General features: G+C 42.6%; 14 protein-coding genes and 3 tRNA genes. 10 read left to right on the top strand and 7 right to left on the bottom strand.

What is annotated here, in order from left to right; translation table 11 throughout:
- Positions 1 to 17: 17 nt before the first annotated feature.
- Entirely contained in the window at positions 18 to 917 is a 900-nt protein-coding gene (gene asd, locus AC5JQI_RS17790; RefSeq protein WP_493913132.1) for an archaetidylserine decarboxylase, read from the bottom strand.
- Positions 918 to 1,011: 94 nt separating this feature from the next.
- Positions 1,012 to 2,070 (bottom strand): small ribosomal subunit biogenesis GTPase RsgA, encoded by a 1,059-nt coding sequence (gene rsgA / locus AC5JQI_RS17785; RefSeq protein WP_493913131.1) that lies wholly within the window; start codon positions 2,068 to 2,070, stop codon positions 1,012 to 1,014.
- A gap of 110 nt (positions 2,071 to 2,180) precedes the next feature.
- Between rsgA and orn the strand changes: the two genes are divergently transcribed.
- Together orn and AC5JQI_RS17775 are read left to right on the top strand one after the other, a co-directional pair.
- On the top strand, positions 2,181 to 2,726 hold the full coding sequence (gene orn / locus AC5JQI_RS17780) for an oligoribonuclease (RefSeq protein WP_493913130.1): 546 nt from the start codon (positions 2,181 to 2,183) through the stop codon (positions 2,724 to 2,726).
- A gap of 196 nt (positions 2,727 to 2,922) precedes the next feature.
- Positions 2,923 to 2,998 (top strand) — tRNA-Gly (locus AC5JQI_RS17775).
- Between the two features lie 181 nt (positions 2,999 to 3,179).
- Here the strand turns inward: AC5JQI_RS17775 and AC5JQI_RS17770 are convergent.
- The 3 genes from AC5JQI_RS17770 to AC5JQI_RS17760 form a co-directional block, all read right to left on the bottom strand.
- On the bottom strand, positions 3,180 to 4,613 hold the full coding sequence (locus tag AC5JQI_RS17770; protein WP_493913129.1) for an NAD(P)/FAD-dependent oxidoreductase: 1,434 nt from the start codon (positions 4,611 to 4,613) through the stop codon (positions 3,180 to 3,182).
- Positions 4,614 to 5,084: 471 nt separating this feature from the next.
- Complete coding sequence (locus AC5JQI_RS17765; RefSeq protein WP_493913128.1) at positions 5,085 to 5,333, bottom strand: hypothetical protein; 249 nt, start codon at positions 5,331 to 5,333, stop codon at positions 5,085 to 5,087.
- Positions 5,326 to 6,765 carry an MFS transporter gene (locus AC5JQI_RS17760; RefSeq protein ID WP_493913127.1) on the bottom strand — a complete coding sequence of 480 codons (1,440 nt, stop codon included), beginning with the start codon at positions 6,763 to 6,765 and terminating at the stop codon, positions 5,326 to 5,328. The genes AC5JQI_RS17765 and AC5JQI_RS17760 overlap by 8 nt, the downstream gene beginning before the upstream one ends.
- A 389-nt stretch (positions 6,766 to 7,154) precedes the next feature.
- Here AC5JQI_RS17760 and AC5JQI_RS17755 point away from each other — a divergent pair.
- Positions 7,155 to 7,230: transfer RNA gene (locus tag AC5JQI_RS17755), tRNA-Gly, on the top strand.
- Between the two features lie 97 nt (positions 7,231 to 7,327).
- On the opposite strand, the gene AC5JQI_RS17750 is transcribed toward AC5JQI_RS17755, so the two are convergent.
- The gene (locus AC5JQI_RS17750; RefSeq protein ID WP_493913126.1) at positions 7,328 to 10,696 is read right to left on the bottom strand and encodes an indolepyruvate ferredoxin oxidoreductase family protein; all 3,369 of its coding nucleotides are present in this window, start codon (positions 10,694 to 10,696) and stop codon (positions 7,328 to 7,330) included.
- A gap of 385 nt (positions 10,697 to 11,081) precedes the next feature.
- On the opposite strand from AC5JQI_RS17750, the gene AC5JQI_RS17745 reads away from it, so the two are divergent.
- Positions 11,082 to 11,157, top strand: a tRNA-Gly gene (locus AC5JQI_RS17745).
- Positions 11,158 to 11,232: 75 nt separating this feature from the next.
- On the opposite strand, the gene AC5JQI_RS17740 is transcribed toward AC5JQI_RS17745, so the two are convergent.
- A complete protein-coding gene (locus AC5JQI_RS17740) occupies positions 11,233 to 12,135 on the bottom strand; it encodes a LysR family transcriptional regulator (protein ID WP_493913125.1) in 903 nt (300 codons plus the stop codon).
- 124 nt (positions 12,136 to 12,259) lie between these two features.
- Here AC5JQI_RS17740 and AC5JQI_RS17735 point away from each other — a divergent pair, with 124 nt between their 5' ends.
- From AC5JQI_RS17735 to AC5JQI_RS17710, 6 genes are all read left to right on the top strand, one after another.
- Positions 12,260 to 13,771 (top strand): MFS transporter, encoded by a 1,512-nt coding sequence (locus AC5JQI_RS17735; RefSeq protein WP_493913124.1) that lies wholly within the window; start codon positions 12,260 to 12,262, stop codon positions 13,769 to 13,771.
- A 65-nt stretch (positions 13,772 to 13,836) separates the two neighbouring features.
- Entirely contained in the window at positions 13,837 to 14,541 is a 705-nt protein-coding gene (locus AC5JQI_RS17730; protein WP_493913123.1) for a DUF6875 domain-containing protein, read from the top strand.
- Between the two features lie 39 nt (positions 14,542 to 14,580).
- On the top strand, positions 14,581 to 15,981 hold the full coding sequence (locus AC5JQI_RS17725; protein ID WP_493913122.1) for a tryptophanase: 1,401 nt from the start codon (positions 14,581 to 14,583) through the stop codon (positions 15,979 to 15,981).
- Positions 15,982 to 15,994: 13 nt separating this feature from the next.
- Positions 15,995 to 17,224 carry an acyl-CoA dehydrogenase family protein gene (locus AC5JQI_RS17720; RefSeq protein WP_493913121.1) on the top strand — a complete coding sequence of 410 codons (1,230 nt, stop codon included), beginning with the start codon at positions 15,995 to 15,997 and terminating at the stop codon, positions 17,222 to 17,224.
- Between the two features lie 32 nt (positions 17,225 to 17,256).
- Entirely contained in the window at positions 17,257 to 18,690 is a 1,434-nt protein-coding gene (locus AC5JQI_RS17715) for a 4-hydroxyphenylacetate 3-hydroxylase family protein (RefSeq protein ID WP_493913120.1), read from the top strand.
- Positions 18,691 to 19,178: 488 nt separating this feature from the next.
- Entirely contained in the window at positions 19,179 to 20,612 is a 1,434-nt protein-coding gene (locus AC5JQI_RS17710; RefSeq protein WP_493913119.1) for a 4-hydroxyphenylacetate 3-hydroxylase family protein, read from the top strand.
- Positions 20,613 to 20,871 lie beyond the last annotated feature (259 nt).

Below are 20,871 nucleotides of genomic sequence, written 5' to 3'. Positions count from 1 at the left end.
CTGACGATATTTTTAATTCACTGATTCTCTGTATTCACAGTAGGTTCTTCTGTTGCCACTGCCTGAGCCATTAAGCCTCCCATGCGGGTTTGTGAACCACTGTATAAATTATTGGCAAAATGAATCTGATCGGAGGCAAACAGGTTAATGACAGTTGAACCGAGTTTGAAACGCCCCATTTCCTCTCCTTTTTTCAGGGAAACCGCATTTTCCTGCCCCTCTGTTGGGTAAGTCCAGCGTTTGATGATGCCCTCACGCGGTGGTGTGACACAACCACTCCAGACGGTTTCTATACTGCCGACAATTGTCGCACCAACCAGAATTTGCACCATCGGTCCAAAGTCTGTATCAAATAAACAGATGACACGCTCATTACGTGCAAACAAATTTGGAACATTAGCTGCTGTCAATGGATTGACTGAGAACAGATCGCCCGGGACATAGATCATCTCTTTTAGCACACCATCGCATGGCATATGGACACGGTGATAATCTTTTGGTGATAAGTAAGTCGTGATGAACTGACCGTTGTGGAACTGCTCTGCCAGTTGATACTGCCCTGCCAGCAGTGTTTCCACAGTGTAATAGTGGCCCTTGGCCTGAATAATTTGATCTTCACGGATAGCCCCAAGCTGGCTGACGGTTCCGTCTGCGGGCAGAGCCAATTGAGAGGTCTCATTGACGATAGGGCGTATGTCCTCTTTTAAAGGACGGACAAAAAACTCATTGAATGTTGAGTAAGCGGTGAATGAAGGATTTTTTGCTTCATTCATGTCTACTTTATAGACTTTGGCAAAAGCTTTGATGGCGAGCTGTGTCATCCAGCCCGCCTTTTTATTGGCAAACCAGCCTGCTAAATGTGTAATACATTGTTTTGGCAGTAAATATTGTAACCTGATTTTAATATTATCCAGCACGTCAACCTCTTGGATTTTTTCTTGGCAAATTGGACAAAAGTCTACCATTGTACCTGCCATTGTTTTGAATGTCAGTGTATCGTTAATTATTGTCTTATTTCTGACTATCTGTGAAATTTCGGCGTGGTTTAACCTGTGCCATACTTTCTAAGATCCGCTGATAATTCTCGAAACGTTCTTCTGCAATATCACCTTGATCCAATGCTTCTCTCAAGGCGCAGCCTGGATCATCTTGATGCTTGCAATCGCGGAATTTACATCTGCCAAGATATTGATGGAACTCAATAAAGCCTTGTGTAACTTGTTCTGGTGTTAAATGCCATAAACCAAATTCACGAACACCTGGAGAATCAATCACATCTCCGCCCAGAGGGAAATGGTAAAGGCGTGCGGTGGTGGTGGTATGCTGACCGAGACCCGAATTGTCCGAGACTTCATTGACCAGAATATTTTCTGCATTATCCGGCAATAATGTATTGAGCAGGCTTGATTTCCCAACACCTGATTGCCCCGCAAAGATACTGATTTTATCAGCCAGCAGTGAGATGAGTTCAGGGATACCTTCTCCGGTATAGCTGGAAACTTCCAATACGCGATAGCCGATATGACGGTAAATATCCATGACGCTGTTAACCCAGTCACGACTTTCTGCATCCAGTAAATCAATTTTGTTGAGGACGATCAAAGGCTCGATATTGAGTGTTTCACAAGCAACTAAATAACGATCGATAATATTCAGGGAGAGTTCCGGCAAGATAGCGGAAACAATCACGATTTGGTTGATATTTGACGCAATGGGTTTGATGCCATCGTAGTAATCGGGGCGTGTAAGAACAGAGGTACGTTCATGAACTGCTTCGACTATCCCATTAACTTTGACATCAGATTGGAGTTGTAGCGCAGGGCGCCATACAACGCGATCGCCTGTGACCAATGAACGGATTGTTCTTCTGATATTGCAACGCTGTATGGAAGCATCATCAGCTTCGATATCGGCATGTTGCCCAAATCGGCTGATTACCAGGCCTTCCTGCGGCTCACCAAACTGGCTGTCATCCATTTCTGGTTTATTGGTCTCAGCCTTGTTCAGCCTACGCTGATGGTTGGCTTGTACACGGCGTTGCTGCCCTTTGGAGAGTTTATTTTTAGCCACCGAACCTCACTTATTTCATCTATCTTGCTGATTATCGCTGTGAGTGATCAAAAACGTTATGATACATCACGGATACAGACTACCTGTTTTGAAGGAAACTAGGATATATCATGTCAAAAAGTGAGAACAATCTTATCTGGATAGATTTAGAGATGACTGGGCTAGATCCAGAGCGTGATCGCATAATTGAAATTGCGACCATTGTTACCGACCCGGAATTGAATATCCTCGCGGAAGGCCCTGTTATCGCGGTACACCAGTCCGATGAGCAACTGGCATTGATGGATGACTGGAACGTACGGACACACACAGCCAGTGGGTTGGTGGAACGAGTAAAGCAGAGCCAGTGTGGTGATGAGAAAGCAGAAAAAGCCACCATTGCTTTTCTGGAACAATGGGTGCCGGCAGGAAAATCCCCGATTTGTGGCAATAGTGTGGGGCAGGATCGTCGTTTCTTGTTCCGTTATATGCCTGAATTGGAAAAATATTTTCACTATCGCTACTTGGATGTCAGTACGCTTAAAGAATTGGGTCGTCGCTGGAAGCCTGAGATGCTATCTGGTTTCAGCAAGAAAAACACCCATCAGGCATTGGATGACATTCGGGAGTCTATTGCTGAGTTAGTGTATTACCGAGAGCATTTTATCCAGAAATAAAAGGTCGGGTGTGGTACAAATTTGTATCTAAGTCGTCTCTGTGTTGATGATTAAGCTGATAATTTGCTGATTTAATCATCAGCCAGAGAGAAAAAATGATTTTTTGTGTTTTAGGGCTTGCCAGAAGAATAATTCCTCGTATAATGCGCTCCCCGTACCGGAGAAAATTTCGAAAGTACAGCACACCAAAATTTAAGCGGGAATAGCTCAGTTGGTAGAGCACAACCTTGCCAAGGTTGGGGTCGCGAGTTCGAGTCTCGTTTCCCGCTCCAAATCTTATCTCGATTTATTATTTTATCTCTTCCTTAGCCACAGCCACCAAAGCCTTAAGCAAATTCCCTGAAATAACTGTGAATGCATATCGATTCGAGGAAAAGATAGCGTGCACGGTAGATTACGCACGCTACCTCCGGTTATGCTATTTAATGCATCTAAATAGGCATTGCTTATTATTTATGACCAAACGTCATAGTACTCTAGCAAGCGTTTTTTAATCTTGTCATCGTAGTGAGAGAAAGCGATAACCTCCGGAGGTGGTGTAAAGTGGGGGTGGAGAGAATTCACCAAATTCTCATAACGTTGTAACAGTCCTTCCTGAATCACCGGTTCCCAATTCGGTTTGATATCCCAAAGGCATTCATAACCCATGCCCAGCATTTGCGACGTAGTTTCTTTTGCTACCACGTCTCGGGAAAGGCCGGCTAATGGCGCCCGTATAGGGGTAAAATCACTGAGATCGATATCCGTATTGCTTTCCCCATATATTGCATTGGCGATATAGTCAGCCAGTAAGGGGGATTGGTGCAGTCCATCCCGATAAGTGCCGGTCACAAGCCAGAGTCCATCTATTCCACATTCTCCAATAAGCGGAAAACCATCTGCCGATATTGGTCTGTTGCCTACTTGGATTGAGACTATCTCAGAATAGTACAAATCTGTATGGAGCTGTTCAACCGCACACTCAAGCAGGAACTGTACATCTGATACGGCTGCTTGAGTCCGGGGATTATTTTTTAAGATATTGGTTGCGCCGATATATAAAATACCGTCATTTCTTGGTACGCAATGCAAACCACATGCGAACGCACGATTAGGTGTCCGAATGACGGATGATGGCAATTCCATGCCTTCTGGAAGTTTAAGTAATATGGAAATGCCATTGCCTGAGAATAGCGGTGGAATTCGTTTTGTGATGTCTGGCATATCAGCAAGGATATCGAGTGAGTGCACACCTGCCGCTATAACGACTTTATCGGCCAGAATCGTTTCGCCATCCTCAAGTTCAACGCCAGTAATAATTTTATCTTTTGATAGAACACGCTTGGCATTTTTTGCGATGATAGTTCCCCCTTCGGCTACAAAAGCAGAATCCAGCACATCGAGCAGCAGATGGGAATTTACGGCGTGTTCATCGGGGATGTAAAGACTCACTAACGGCCGAACAAGTTCGTTGGGTTTTAGCCAAGTAATTTGTTTAGGGGCAATCGTTTCATAAGGTTCGTTATAAGTGGTCAGAACATCTTCGATTGCATGAAAATTATCAGTATCTATTTCGTCTGTTCCGGCAGTATTAAGAATGACATGTGTTCCTTGTGCAGTAAAAAGTGATTGATGATTGCCGGATGAGTCTGCGAGTCTTTTAGCCCATTGTGGCCATCGTTTTTTGGCGTTGAAATCCATACTGACTTTCAGCTTTCCATGCTGGCTTGCTATTAGACCTGTCGTGACTTCACCAAAACAGCCATTCATGGCCCCTGCCGCGTTGGAAGCGGCATTACTTCTATCCAGACTACTGACGCGGCAGACTGAATACTTTCTGCTGGCGAGTTCATAGGAAATCGAACTGGAGATTGCACCTGAGCCTACAACAATTACATCGTATTTCATGATATTGCTCCTTATAAATTCCCGTCGCGGGTTTTGAAACAGCCATTTGTACACATTTCCTGCGTAGCAATGGCAACAAGGCATTCTCAAGTACGATTCTCTAGAACTGTTTTTTTACCTTTAACATATAAATATTCAAAATTTTGATTAAATAATATGTGGGCATGTTTGAGTCTGTCAACTTGATGTTTTCATCTATGTGGTACGTGAATTGTTTAATTATATATAATTGAATTTAAAGTGTTTATTGTTGTTTTTTTCTGTTTTATTATTGCTTTGTGATTGGTAAAGTAGTGGGTGTTATACAGTTTTATAATTCAATAAATAAATTGAATTTTATAATTAAGGAGGGAGGAAGGGGACATTCTCCAGTACATCAGGATAGAGAACAAATTTAAGAGTAAATTTTTTAATATGATGAAACCGTTTTGGGGCAGCCAGTACTGAATTAGCTTAAAGTGCGGAATTTTTTTATTTACGCAATGATTTCAAGAAGGTGTTATCACATGAGATCAAATAGCCAATATCTGCAACAGTGACGCCAAACACCTCCATCAACGATGGCATCATACCCACGACCATAAATTCAGAGGCCGTGAGTATGAATATCGTCAGTTCAGGCAGATAAATGGAGATAGGTATATCGTGTTGCTTCGGTGGTGATGACATATTCACCGAAGCGGATTTTCCGTTTTCTCCCTCTGCTTGAACTTTATTCATGGCGAGGTTTGCCTAGTACGACAGAACTTCGTCTTGTGAGCAAAAGCGCTATCAACGCTGCAATAGCATAAGCCGCAGCAGCAGTTCCGAATGCCCATATGTAGCCATCAACGGTATCTATTTGTGTTGCGGCCACAGCCATTAATGCTGAAAGACCAACGGTTGGGCCGAGTTCCATGGCTGTATTCATGACCCCGCCGGCAAGTCCTGCCTGATGCTGTGGCACATTCATTGTAGAAAGTACGGCAGCGCCTGCAAAAGCAAGTGACATACCGATTGCTACCAAAATTAGACTTGGCAGTAATCCAGCAATATAAGTCGTATTTCTATCAATACCAACCAACAATCCAAAACCGAGCGCAGAGATTAGTAGACCAGCACTCGTCATTCGTGCTGCTCCGATGCGACCAACCAGAGGCGCTGCCATTTTTCCTGTCGCGATGAGTGCGATTGCGAACGGCAGGAATGCGGTGGCGGTCATCAATGGTGTCCATCCCAACTCTTGCTGGAGATAGAGTGATAAAATAAAGTTGATAACGCCCGATCCAACGGCAGCAAGGAACATGCCAAACAATCCGGTGAGACGGTATCGTTCAAAAACAAATCCCGGTGGAAGAAGCGGATCACGGACAAGACGTTCGATCAAAGCAAAGGCAATTAATAAGCCAAGACCAGTCAGCAGAGGGGTCAGCACGACTGATGATGTCCATGGGTGATCGCCTGTTAATATCAGTCCATAGCTACTTAAGGAAATGCCGAATGTGGCAAGTATCGCACCAATCAGATCCAGTTTAGGCCGATGTTGTTGAGACTCATCAATTCCGGCTGGAAGTATGCGAATGCTTATTAAGCCAATGATTGAAACGATAACCGGAACAGCAAACATCCATCGCCAGGAAATCCAGGTTGTTACTACCCCTGAAAGAATAAATCCTGAGACGGCACCGAGAACAGAAACGCCCCCCCACGTCGCCATTGCCCGGCCAAAAGCTCTGGGTTCTGGGAACAACGCCCGCAGTACTGCCATTGCTGCTGGTGCTATCAGGGCACCACCCACTCCTTGGGCAAAGCGCATGGCGACAAGCACTTTGAAATTTGGGGCAATGCCGGCAATAACGGAGGATATACCGAAGATAAATAAACCAATAGCTAACATCCGTCGGCCCTGAAATCTATCTGCCAACCGCCCACCAAAAAGTAGCAAGCCACTGAATGGGAGTCCGTAGGCAGCGAGTACAAGAAGTAAATCGGCAGATGTGATATTGAATTCTATCGCGATTTTTGGAAGTGGAACGGTGATCAATGCAATTGTGAAGATCAACGTGGTTTGAACGATCGCCAGGATCGTGAATGCCGGACGCTGAGTACTATTTTTGGGTATTGTTGGTTGCGATTGATCGTTGTTTCTGGATGGCAAATTATTTGGCGACATTATGCAAACTCCTGATTGACAAAGACGCAGTATAAAACACGATGACTTCACCAAAATAACACATTCAATTTAATGATTGAATGACAGATTAATATGACTTTGCTTTTTCGTCAATGACTAGTAACCAAGGCTATTTCGTGTATAAATAACGTACAGAAATGGAGCTGCATTCGGGGAAGAAAGGATATCTATTGTGTTAGTTAGAGTGTATTTTGAGCGTTTGGAATTTGATTGTACGCAAAGTACTTGCCATGGTTACCAAACAAAGCCATAATAGCGCCCATCTTGAAGTCCTGTTATATAAAAATATTGTTAATCAACGGGTTAAAGTGATTATAATAAAATTTCTGATATAGGGACAGTTAAGGCTGGTAGCAGCCATCAATGATGCGGGAATAGCTCAGTTGGTAGAGCACAACCTTGCCAAGGTTGGGGTCGCGAGTTCGAGTCTCGTTTCCCGCTCCAAATTCAGGACGGTAGATTTTATTGAAGTCTGCAAGTCATAGAAAAAAGCGCCGAAAGGCGCTTTTTTCGTTATCAACCAATAGATTATCAGTCGTTTTTATAATGCTTTCAGCAACTCTTCTTTACTTACCAACATGCGTTGTATCGCTTTTTGCTTCACATGACCAAAACCCCGCACCTGATTGGGGAGTTCCGCGAGCTGCTGACAGATTGCCAAATTATTGCGATCCATTTTTTCAATCAGAAAATCAATCAGTCGTTCATATTCAAGCAGTAAATTCCTTTCCTGCTTACGCTCTTCTTGATAGCCAAAAAGATCGAAAACAGTACCGCGAAGTGGTTTACATGCGGCTAAAAAGCGGAATAAAGGAATGATCCATGAGCCATACTCTCGTTTTCCACGTTGCCCTGTTCGCGGATCTTTACGGCTTAAAAGAGGAAGGCTGAGGTGAAAACGAATATTGTCTACATTATCAAACTTTGAGCGGAGTTTATCGAAAAAACCTGTTTTGACATAGAGGCGGGCAACTTCATACTCATCCTTATATGCCATCAGCTTGAATAAGTTTTCAGCAATGGATTTAGTAATCTCTTCTGCATTAATCTGCTGGGCGACCATTTGAACCTGAGCTATGCGGCTGAGATAACGCATGGCATAGCGTTCATTTTGATAATCAACCAGCAATTGATATCGGTTCATAATGAGGTCGTCTAGACTTGGTATGTTTTCTGAAGGATAAATATTAATATTATTCAACAAGATATCTGGATTTTCCGCAGCGATGCGGCCTATATGGAAAGCCCGCCGGGCATTATTAGCTAAGTGCCCCAATTCTTGAATCGCTCTGTCGATAGAAGATAACGCGAATGGGAGTTTGCCTAGCTGCCAGGCATAACCGATTAAGATGATATTTATTTGATCCCTGTCTCCCACTAGGTGGGTTGCCATCATCTCCGCATCAATGGAACGTAATGTTTGGATGTGTTGGTTAAGGGTATTTAGCATTTTGGGCTGATCCAAATCCAACATAGGAGTCCGAAGCATTGTACCGATTTGAGTTTCATGAGTATTCAGTATGCATTTTGTTGAACCTCTTGACATTACTTCCAGTGAGTTCTGCCCTGTTGCGGCAACTAAATCAGCCGCAATAACCAAATTGGCGCGTCCCCGATCAATTCTGACCTGGTGTAGTTTATTCGCATCACGACTCAATCGGACATGAGTGATGGCTTCTCCTCCTTTTTGAGCAAAGCCGGTAAAATTCAGTAAACTGACGGCACAATTATCTAACTGAGCGGCGTTTGCAAGTAGATGCCCGGCGGTAACGATTCCTGTACCACCGATACCAACCAGCAGAATTTCATAAGGTTTTTCCGCACTAGCGAGTGTCGGCAGTGGTAATGTGGGAATAATTTTATCTAAATCTGCCTGTGAAATGATTTTGCTGAGGTCAGAGCGTGGATTAGCATTTTCGACAGTGATAAAACTGGGACAAAACCCTTTCAGACAAGACAAGTCTGAGTTGCAAATATGCTGATCTATCTCGCGCTTAGTCCCTAAAGATGTTTTGACTGGAATGACGGCAAGGCAATTCGATTGTATCTGGCAGTCACCACATCCCTCACAAACCAATTCGTTAATGACGGCACGGCGTACTGCTTTTGGTTCCAGACCACGTTTTCTTTTGCGGCGCAGTTCTGTAGCACAGGTTTGATCATAGATAATCACTGTTACGCCAATGATCTCTCTAAAGCGCTTCTGCACATCTTCAAGATAATCCCGCCCATAAAGTTTCACTTGGGCAGGAAAGATATTTTTTCCTTTATATTTATTAAGCTCATTTGTTACGACTGCGACTTCCTTCACTCCTTCAGCAAGCATCAAGGAAACAATTTGCGGTATGCTGATGCTTCCATCCAGAGGTTGTCCACCCGTCATTGCCACGGCATCATTAAACAGTAATTTATAAGTAATGTGGATGCCGGCGGCTACTGATTGGCGAATGGCTAAATGACCGGAATGAAAATAGGTGCCATCGCCTATATTCTGAAATACATGCGAACGGTTAACAAAAGGAGAATGCCCCATCCAGTCAATACCTTCTCCCCCCATCGGCAGGAGACCGCTTCCCGTATTACGATCCATCCAGGCTGCCATGACATGACACCCAATACCAATTTGGGCTTGGCTTCCTTCTGGCAAGCGGGTTGAAGTGCTATGGGGACACCCTGCGCAGAAATAAGGCGTGCGTTTTGGTAAAGACATATCGTGCGGAGTGATGGCAGACGACCATTCCAGAGGAATGGAGAGAAATAGATTAAACTGCTGTAACCATCCGGCCAACGGAGCCGCTACTCGGGAAGGGCGTAATTCAACATCTGCGGGCAACAGTTTTTGGCCAAAATGGTTATACTTACCTATTAATCTGACATTTTTTTGTAAATTAACCAAATGATGGGCGAGCAACATTTCGACGACAGCCATTTTTTCTTCAATGACAAAAATATCGGTGGTTTGTGCCGCTAGCTCAATGAGAAGCGGGGATAAAGGATAAACCAGACGGACATGAAGCAAAGCAATGCCTTGTTGTGCCAGTTCGGAAGGAGTTAGGCCTCCGACCCGCAAAACTTCCATGACATCTTGGTGGGCTTTGCCAACCGTGACCAATAGGGCTTGCGGGCGTTCGCAGGGGGCAAGAAGGAAGTCGATAGGGTTAAGTTTGGCAAAATCTTCAATAGCTTTAAGTTTGTAGGCCAAGCGTTTCTCTAGTTGTAGGCCGGGGAGATCAGGCCAACGCCAGTGTAGCCCATCAGGGCCGGGATCGACTTGGGGAATTTTATAATCAGGGAGTGGCTTGCTTTCTCTGACTGCACCACTTTCTACGACTTCACTGATTGCCTTAAATCCTATCCATGCACCACTTATGCGTGATGCAGCCCAGCCCCATAAGCCGACATCAAGGTAATCGGCAACCGATGCCGGATGCAGTATAGGCATACTCCACGCCATTAAACTGAGGTCAGACTGGTGGGACATCGAGGAGGAGACACAACCGTGGTCATCCCCGAGAATCACCAATACCCCGCCGTGTGGTGAGGAACCATAGGCATTGCCATGTCTTAGGGCATCACCAGAACGATCGACCCCCGGCCCTTTGCCATACCACATTCCGAAGACACCATTAACTTGTCTGTCGGGGTCGGATTCTACTTTTTGCGTGCCTACCAGTGCATCTGCCGCGAGATCTTCGTTGATCGCAGGTTGAAAGCGAATATTGGCCCGAATAAGTTCTTTACTGTGTTGCCATAATACTTGGTCTAAACGGGCCAGAGGAGAGCCTCGATAGCCTGAAACAAAACCTGCTGTGTTGAGATTGTTAAGTTCATCCAGCTCAGCTTGAGTGAGCAGAAGGTCAGCCAGAGCTTCAGTGCCTGTGACAAATTTAGATTGATAATATCGAGCCATGTTTTTGACCCTCTCTGAAGAGAATAATTATCTAATTTTTAATCAAAATTGATGCTAATCTATTTCCCTAAAATACTTACGACAAGCATAAATCTTATTAGATGTTAGTTATTTGTTTACTTAATGTTGTTTTTTGTGATGTCGGTCTATTCTAGATTGCTGTTGGAAGCACGTGTGTGTTTTTTGTATCAGTATGGAGAGAATATCTTTTGAGCGTTTAGTGCGGAGATGCAAGTAAAGGGCTTGCCATCTTATCTGAACATGTTCATAATAGCGCGCATTCCTGATATGTAGGCTAAAATAATTGTCTTGTTATTCATGCGGTTAACAAGCATTTTGTAATCAACATTCAGAATATCTCAGGCTAAGATTAGCCGTCAGCGACGCGGGAATAGCTCAGTTGGTAGAGCACAACCTTGCCAAGGTTGGGGTCGCGAGTTCGAGTCTCGTTTCCCGCTCCAGTTCATGAAATCCAAAACTCCATTTACTTCAGAAATTTCCTTCAAGACTCATTTTCTTCAAGACTTAAACCAGCGTCATACCTGTTCCTCTATTTCTTTCCAACACAGCACGAGCCAATCCATTAATGCCGATATCTTGCTAGGAACATAGTGGCTTTTTATTCTTACCAAGTGGACAGGTAATTCTGGAAATTGCCAGTCAGGTAACAGTCTGACTAATTTTCCGCTGAGAATGTCTTCCTTGAACAGCCAGGCAGGGCCTGCGTTAATTCCCGCTCCGAGGCAGACAGCTTGATAAATGGCTCCAGCATTATTCAGGTAAAAATTGCCGGATAACTCCACCTGTTCTGTCACATGATCGCGGTGAAATAGCAGGCGGGTAGGATGGGAATTTTGATAGAGCGAATAAATAATCGACTTATGATGGCTCAGGTCTTGTGGATGCGCCGGAGTACCGTGTTTTTGCAGGTATTCAGGGCTGGCGCATAATACTCCGACCATATCACCTAATTTTTTGGCAACCAAAGAAGAAGAGGGTAATTTTCCGATACGTATAGCAAGATCAATACCTTCATGCCGGAGATCCATACATTTATCTGAAAGCACTAAGTCAAATATAATATCGGGATGTTGATGCTGAAAAAGCGTCAGCCACTGCGTGACATAGCGTTCCCCTAAATTGACTGGCGCCGTTATTTTGATTTTACCAGCTAATGATTTATTGCTGATATCACTCAATATGCCATCCATTTCATTCAATAAGGGGCGCATCTGCTCATATGCCATAGTTCCGGCCGTCGTTAGGCTGAGTTTTCGAGTTGAACGGTTAATCAATTGAACTTTTAGCTGATGTTCAAGGGCTGCCAAACGTCGACTGGCAACAGATGGGTCTAATCGCAAGTCTTTTGCTGCTTTTGTCAGGCTTCCTCTCTCGACAATACGAAAAAAGAGATGCCAGAGTGTCAGATCATAATTCATGCTATTTCCGCAATTTATATTTGAGTATCTAGCAATATTATTGCCGATATTACATAAGTAAAATCATACTATCTAGAGGCATTTCTTTAAAAGGTTGCCTGAGACATATTGCGGAGAACATGGCATGCAGATGGTGGAGAAGAAATCATGGAGTCGCTATTGGGTTTTAGCGGCTGTTTGCATGGCAGGGCTGATCTTACCTTTGGAATATACAGGCCCCGCCGTCGCTTTACCTGCGATCCAAGCTGAACTGGGAGGTAGCGGAATTGCGTTGTCCTGGGTCATTAATGCTTTTGCCTTAAGTTTTGGTAGTGCCGTGATGGCGGCCGGGGCGTTGGCTGATCAGTATGGGCGCAAGAAGATGTTTGTGATCGGCATAGCAGGCTTTACTCTATTCTCTGTCGTCGTCAGTATCGCTAACAATGTGGTCTTTCTTGATCTAGTGCGTGGTGTTCAAGGGTTTTTTGCAGCTTTAACTATGGCGGGAGGAAATGCTTCTCTGGCGCAAGAGTTTGAAGGAAGGGCAAGAACCAAGGCGTTTGGTTTGCTGGGAACGGCCTTCGGTGCCGGATTGGCATTCGGGCCTGTAATCTCAGGAGTTTTAGTCGAGACTTTGGGCTGGCGTTCTGTTTTTCTATTGGGGGCTGTATTTGGTGGAGTTGCACTGATAATCGGTGGTCTTTATATGCGGGACTCGCGTGATCCCGATGCAGCTAAACTTGATATTAAAGGGCTACTGAGTTTTACGGCATTTCTGGTATTGCTAACATTTGGCATCATGCAGATTCCACAGAGTGGCATAGGTAGTCTCCCTGTTATATTACTGCTCAGTACCGCAGTAATTATGTTGGCTATTTTCATTGTATGTGAGCTAACCCATGCGCGCCCAATGTTGGATATCTCCCTTTTCCGGTTCAAAAAATTTGTTGGAGTGCAGTTTTTACCTTTGGCAACCGCAGTTTGCTTTATTGTATTACTGATATTGTTTCCGATTCGTCTGATTGGGATTGAAGGTTACAGCGCAATTGAGGCAGGTGAGATGATGATTGCTCTATCGGCCCCAATGCTTTTTGTTCCTTTTCTGGCGGCATTACTGACCCGTTGGATTTCATCACCGATACTTTCTTGCATGGGCTTATTATGCGCAGCGATTGGTCTGGCATGGTTAGCAAATATGCCCGTTGGAACCGAACCGACAATGTTAATGCTCCCATTGCTTCTCATTGGTGTTGGTACGGGTTTTCCTTGGGGATTAATGGATGATCTGTCAATCCGGGTCGTTCCGATTGAACGGGCGGGAATGGCGACGGGTATTTTCACTACCATGCGGGCTTGTGGTGAAGCGATATGTGTAGCGGGAGGATTGGCAATGTTGAATTTCCTTCTGCATATGGGGTTGGGACAGGTTTCCCAACAATCTTCAAGCGTAATTTCGACTGCGGCGAATAATCTGACAACAGGGAACTTTGAGAGTGCCAAAGGATTATTCAGTAGTTTATCAACACAGGAGCTAATGAGCATTTATAGTGGTTCTTTCAGTATCCTAATTTATACTCTGATGGGAATAACATTATTTGCAGCTGCTATTTGTTTTGTGACTTTGAGAAATGATCGAATAGCTGTACATTCTAATTAGTGTGGATGTAACAAAATTTTTATAAAAATAAAACGTTTGATAAAAATTTGGCTGGGGGTGTTATCATGAATACAAATCCAACTCTATTAGTAAATAAACCATATTGTGCTCCAAAACTTATTCCGTTATCAGATGTGTTATCGTCTTATGAATTAAATACAAGTGCATTGAAGGTGATAGCTCAATGGTGTGTTGATTATTTATGTAATCCACATCCTGAATTAGGAAGATCTGGCGTTGTTTGCCCTTATTCTCCTACCTCTATGAAAAAAGAAACATTTTGGCTTACTGAAATAAAAACTAAAGGTAGAACAGAAGAAGAAATCAAGCAGGATATTATTAGTCTTTCTTATCTATTCCATGAGCAAGAACCTCGTACTGGTGAAGAGACTCAATTTAAGACTATTGTTAGCATATGGGATGATATTTATTCGGAAGAAGATATTGCTCGTTTGCATTATGAAATGAAACCCATGTTTTTACATGAGGGATTAATGCTGGGCGAGTTTTTTAGTTCTTGCGAAAAAAGAGGGTTACGGAATTCAAACTTTTATCCTTTACGTTCACCGGTACCATTATTAGTTGTCAGAGAAATGTTAGAATTTGATATAGCATTTCTTTCAGACTCAATAGAGTATATCAAAGAATATATCCATAAATATGGTGATCGTGGTTTGAATACTATAAAAAATATGTTGAATAACAATAAAAGAATCGGTCTTAATGATGAACAAATTGCAGTTCTGAAATCATACTTAATGCATCAATAGTATTTTAACAACAATAATTATTATTTGAGGGCAACAGTTATGTCGAGATCTGTGCCAGAGCCTTGGCGTATTAAAATGGTTGAGCCAATAAAAATGATAACTAAAGCTCAACGTAAAAACGCACTGATAGCAGCAGGGTTAAATCCATTTATTTTAAAATCGGAAGAGGTATTTATTGATCTTATCACCGATAGTGGCACAGGGGCTATGAGTGATAGACAATGGGCAGGTATGTTTTTAGGTGATGAATCTTATGCAGGTAGTAAGAGTTATTACCAGTTATCACAGGCCGTTGAAGAGATATTTGGTTTCCAATATACAATCCCTGTACATCAAGGCAGGGGAGCAGAACAAATATTATTTCCATTACTTGTGGAATTAGCAAAAGAAAAAGGGGCTTCTGAGCCTGTATTTTTATCCAATCACCATTTTGATACGACAAAAGCTCACATAGAGATGGCAGGAGCCAGGGCTAATAATTTCATTTGTGCTTCTGCTTTAAAAACAGAAATTGTGGATGACTGGAAAGGTAATTTTGATTTAAATGAATTATCCAATGAAATTAAATATAACCAGAAGAATATTGCCGCCATTATTATTACAATTACATGTAATAGTGTGGGTGGGCAACCAGTTTCTATGGAAAATATTCGATCGGCTGCAAGAATAGCTCGTGATTCTGGAATTCCTGTTATTATTGATGCTGCAAGATTTGCAGAAAATGCCTATTTCATTAAGCAAAGAGATAGTGAGTTTTTTCACGAAACCATATCCAATATAGTTAAACTAATATTTAGTGAGGCAGATATATTTACTATGTCTGCAAAGAAAGATGGTATGGTGAATATTGGTGGATTATGTTGTTTTCGTAATAATGAATCTTTGTTTAGGCAAGCGCAGCTAAGGTGTGTCCCGATGGAAGGATTCGTAACATACGGAGGGTTAGCGGGACGGGATATGGCAGCAATGGCTATTGGGTTGCAAGAAGCATTGGATGAAGATCATTTACGCAGCCGAATAGCTCAGGTTGAATATCTGGGTCATAAATTACAACAAGCGGGGGTTCCTATCCAAACCCCTGTTGGAGGACATGCTGTATTTGTTGATGCACGTAAAATATTTCCTGATATTAAATCGGAAAATTTTCCTGCTCAGGTTCTTTGTAATGCCCTGTATTTAGAAAGCGGAGTCAGAGCAACCGAAATAGGTTCATTAATGATGGGAAGAGATCCCATTACCGGACAACAGGAACCTTCATTATTTGAATTAATGAGATTAACCATTCCACGCCGGACTTATACTGATAATCATATGAGTTATGTTGCGGATTCACTGATTGATGTCGTTAAAAAAGCTGACATGTTAAAACCTCTTGAATTTGAATATGAACCTCAAATATTGAGACAATTTACCGCCCGTTTCAGGGAAATTGAACGTTGATGAGGAGCCAAAAATGCAAAATACAATGTATGCTGCATTGAGAGAAAACAGTGATGTTATACCAACATCTGCTCTCCATTTTCATCAAATAGCTTTAAATATGCGGGAATTACTGAGAGAAAAACAAGACGAACATAATAAATTAGGGACATATTCTCAGGAACTGCATGAGTTGTTCCTGAAACAGGGTTTTTACCGTTTATTACAACCTAAAAAATATGGTGGCTTTGAATTTTCTTTTTCTGAATATTATCGAATCATGCTGGCAATATCAGAAGGCCATCCTTCCCTTGGTTGGAATTTGGCTCTCGGGGCTTCACACGTTTTCTTAATTGCGTCACATTGGCCTGAATCTGTTCAGGATGAACTTTTTAATGGCAATGAGCAGTTTATTGCGGCGCATAAGGCATTTCCGGCAGGGACATGCAAAAGGGCAAATCAAGGATATATTGTTGATGGTGTTTTTCCCTACTGTAGTGGTATCACTTATGCAACCCACGCAATTCTCACTGTTATTTGTGGCTCGAAACAATCTAATCAATATTCGATGAATTGCATTATTCCTAAGCGGGATTTTGAAATATTGAATGATTGGGGAGAACACAGGACATTAGGTATGTGGGCAAGTGGCTCCAATAGTATTAGGCTGAATTCAGTGTTTGTACCAGAGAGAATGACTGCTCCTTTTCGGGCATTTTATGCAGATCAAAATGTTGGTAATGGTACTGAAGGAACAAAAATACACCATAACCCTATGTACCTGGGTTATTTGATGGCCCCTTACCACGCTAATCTGCTTGTTCCTATTATCGGGGCGAGTAAAGCGGCACTTGAAGAGTTCAGAAAATATGAAAAACCGGGCGATATCAATGAAATATTTTTTGTTCGTGCATTAGGCTTGGCAACATTACTTTCGGATTCAGCAGAGGCTATCTTATTTAATGTATTCGATAAGTACGCTTTATTTTGCCAGCGTTGGGAACAGCATCGATTGCCTATGACGGTAGATGAGAACTTACGTTTGTGGGGGCAATTGCAACAAGCTGGTCGTTTAGCCAGTGAAAGTATTGAAACGCTTTTCCGGAGTGCTGGCTCATCGGCAGCATTAAAAGGATCTCACCTTCTTCAATATTTTAATGATGCACAAATGTATCGTGGTCATGTCGGGTCTCAGTGGGAACAATTATCTTTGTATGTTGGGCGTTCAGTACTAAATAGAAAAATTTCTTTTCTTGATCTTTAAATGAGTCATATGGCTGAAGGAGTGTAGAAAAGATGATAAGAACTGGAGAGCAATATATTGAGGATCTTCGTGATGGACGCACTATTTTTATAAACGGAGAAAAGATTACTCATCATGTGGATCACCCTGCATTTAAAAATGCGATTAGAACGGTTGCTGGTCTATACGATTACCAGAAAGATAATTTTGAGGAAATGACTTTCCTAACAGAATCGGGTAATCGAATAGGGCGGTATTGGGAGTTTCCGACAACAGCCCAGAAGCTAATAGAGCGAGGCCAAATTGCCTATGATTGGGCTATGCAGGGAGCTGGCTGGATAGGCAGGAGTCCTGATCATGTTTCGTCTGCGTTGGTTGGGATGATGACTCACATTGATGTATTTGAATCCTATTCACAAGAGCGTGCGGATGCTTTGAGAAATTACTTTGCCCATGTGAGTGAGAAAGATTTATACCTGACTCATGCTCTAGTGAATCCACAGGGTGATCGTTCAAAGACACCCGGTGAACATTCCCAAAATATCTATCATACTCTGGGGTTGGTGGAAAAGAATGCACAGGGAATTATTGTCAGAGGCTCAAAAATGCTTGCAACAGGAGCGCCATTGGCTGATGAAGTCCTGATTGGTGTGCATAATCCTCTCAAACCTGGCGTTGATGAGCGCTATGCTTTGTCTTTTGCTATGCCGTTAAATACAAAAGGCATCAAGATCATTTCACGGCGATCTTATGGGCTGGGTGTAAACCCTAAAGATTATCCGTTATCGTGTCAGTTCGATGAGAATGATTCGGTTCTCTATTTTGATGATGTATTTGTGCCTTGGGAGCGAGTCTTTCTCCTTGAAAATATTGAGATGTGCCGCAGGCAATTTCATTCAACGGGCGCAGAAATGCTGATGGATACCCAAAGCATGGCCCGGTACGCAGTGAAATTGCATTTTCTTGCGGGATTAGCTCAAGCGATGACTGAAGCCAATGGAGTCGATAAATATCCTGCCGTGAGAGGATCTCTTGCTGAACTTGCTTGCTATGCAATGAATATTGAAGGGCTTTTTAGGAGTCTGATTCATAATCCAAATGTGCATAACGGATTTTATCTTCCTGATCAAACTCAGCTTTATGCCAGTCAGGTTATTGCGCAATCTATTTACCCCAAAGTGATTAATACTATACGAGATTTGGCCGGCGGTGGCGTCATTATGTTGCCATCCAGTGAAGAGGATTTGCTGAATGATGAAATCTTAAGTGTGGTTGAGAAAACGCAGTATTCATCTATTCTTTCCCCGGTGGAAAAAGTCAGGCTGATGAAACTGGTTTGGGATTCGGTTGGTTCAGAGTTTGCGTCAAGACACCTGCAATATGAAATGTTTTATTCTGGTTCGCATTTTGCCACTCTTAATCGTTTTTATGATCGTTATGATTGGAAATTTTCGAAAGCATTAATTAAAAGTATCAAGGAACCCTAGTCTTATTTTTTGTTTTTTTCACTTTATTTGTGAGGATAAAAGTGCTGGCGGGTGATGTTGGCACTTTTCCTATATTATTGTGCTTGGAATTACATTGGAGCATTTTGAATTGTAATAAATCGGATTTAAACTATCACTTCCTTCGATTAAACTAACTGACTTGTTATTAGCTATCACGATAGCACAGAAATTTGATATCGCTTTTCAGGTAGATCCACAGGAATATATTTCAGTGCTTTGAAAAATAAAATTTTTGTTAGCACTGGGAAGATAATGTTCTCCATGAACTTCACTGAGAATCTGCGTCTGTAGAATAATGACAGTCTAATTAATCGGTTCTCACTCTTTGTCATATTCAACATAAGTATTGTTGTTATACCCGTTCTAAATAAGGGCAATTATCTTTGTATATTAATCAATAGTGCTGATTAAAAGGCCTCTTTTCTTGGCCTTTAAAAATCGTAACTGGCGACAGGAGTAAGGAAAAGATGATAAGAACCGGAGAAAAATATTTGGATGATCTGCGTGACGGACGAACCATTTTTATTAATGGAGAGAAAATCACAAATCATGTGGATCATCCTGCGTTTAAGAACGCTATCAGGTCGGTTGCAAGTTTATATGATTATAAAATTTCCCATGCCGATAGTATGACTTTTGAGACAGAAACAGGTAATCAACTTAGTCTGTACTGGCAATTGCCGTCTGCACCGGAAAAGTTAATTGCCCGTGGTCATGCCGCCTATGAATGGGCTAAGCAGACAATGGGATGGCTGGGAAGAAGCCCCGATTATGTCGCTTCGGCACTGACAGGAATGATAACGCATATTGAGCTGTTTGAATCTTACTCCCAAGAACGTGCTGATGCTTTGCGAAATTATTTTTCCTATGTGAGTGAAAACGATCTTTATTTAGCTTATGCACTGATTAATCCACAAGGCGATCGTTCAAAAACACCTGGTGAGCACACGAAGAATATTTATCACACGCTTGGTGTGGTGGAAAAGAGTGCCAGGGGCATGATTGTCAGAGGCACCAAAATGCTGGCAACAGGGGCTGTTCTGGCAGATGAAGTTTTGGTTGGTTCACACAGGCCACTTAAGCAGGGTATTGATGAACGATATGCGCTCTCGTTTGCTCTGCCGCTCAATACGAAAGGTATCAAAATCATTTCAAGGAAATCTTACGAATTCGGGGTAAATCCCAAGGATTATCCGATATCGTCTCAATTCGATGAAACTGATTCCATGATCTATTTTGATGATGTACTGGTGCCTTGGGAAAGAGTTTTTGTCTTCGAAGACATTGAGATGGTTGTTAACCAGCTGGGTTTAACGGCGTCAGAAGCGATGATGGATATCCAAAGCTTGGCTCGTTATGCGGTGAAATTACATTTTCTGGCGGGCTTGGCTCAATCCATGGTTGAGGTAAACGGCGTTGCACAGCTCCCCGCAGTTAAAGAATCCCTTGCACAGTTGGCCTGTTATGCAATGAATGTTGAGGCGCTGTTCAATAGTGTACTCCATTGCCCAACAGTGCATAACGGGTTCTATTTGCCGGATAAAATGCAGCTTGATGCGTATCGTGTTATCTCGCAATCAATATATCCAAAGGTACTGGAAACGATAAGGAAATTAGCTGGTGGAGGTGTTTTGATGCTGCCATCAAGCGAAGCAGATTTAGAAAATAATGAGATTTTAGGCATCATTGAGAAAGCTCAGTATTCTTCAGTTGTTTCCCCAATCGAAAGGGTCAGGATGATGAAATTGGTATGGGATGTAATAGGATCTGAGTTTGCTTCAAGGCATCATCAATATGAACTGTTTTATGCGGGTGCTGAGTATCAGACACTGGGACGTCTTTACAATCAATATGACTGGGGGGCATCTAAAGAGTTGGTTGAAAAGATTAAAACGTTCTAAGCGGGTTTTTATCTCACTATCATTGCAGTTGTCCCGGTAGCGGAAGAGTGCCAGTATGCTGACGTTGGCACTTTTTACCCGCACGTCTTACCCAAAAGAATCCACCCCAAATAATCCAAAATAAATTGTCGATAAAGCCCTTGCTATCCTTCCGCAACAAGTCCATAATGCCGCCTCATTTTTGAAGAGGCAGAGGAAAATTTCTCCACTACTTCCTGAAGTGGATGTATATTTTTTATTTTCCTGCTGATTTCTGGTT

The sequence above is a fragment of the Xenorhabdus sp. XBWT genome (assembly GCF_059072735.1).
This window is presented reverse-complemented; position numbering and strand designations above follow the sequence as displayed.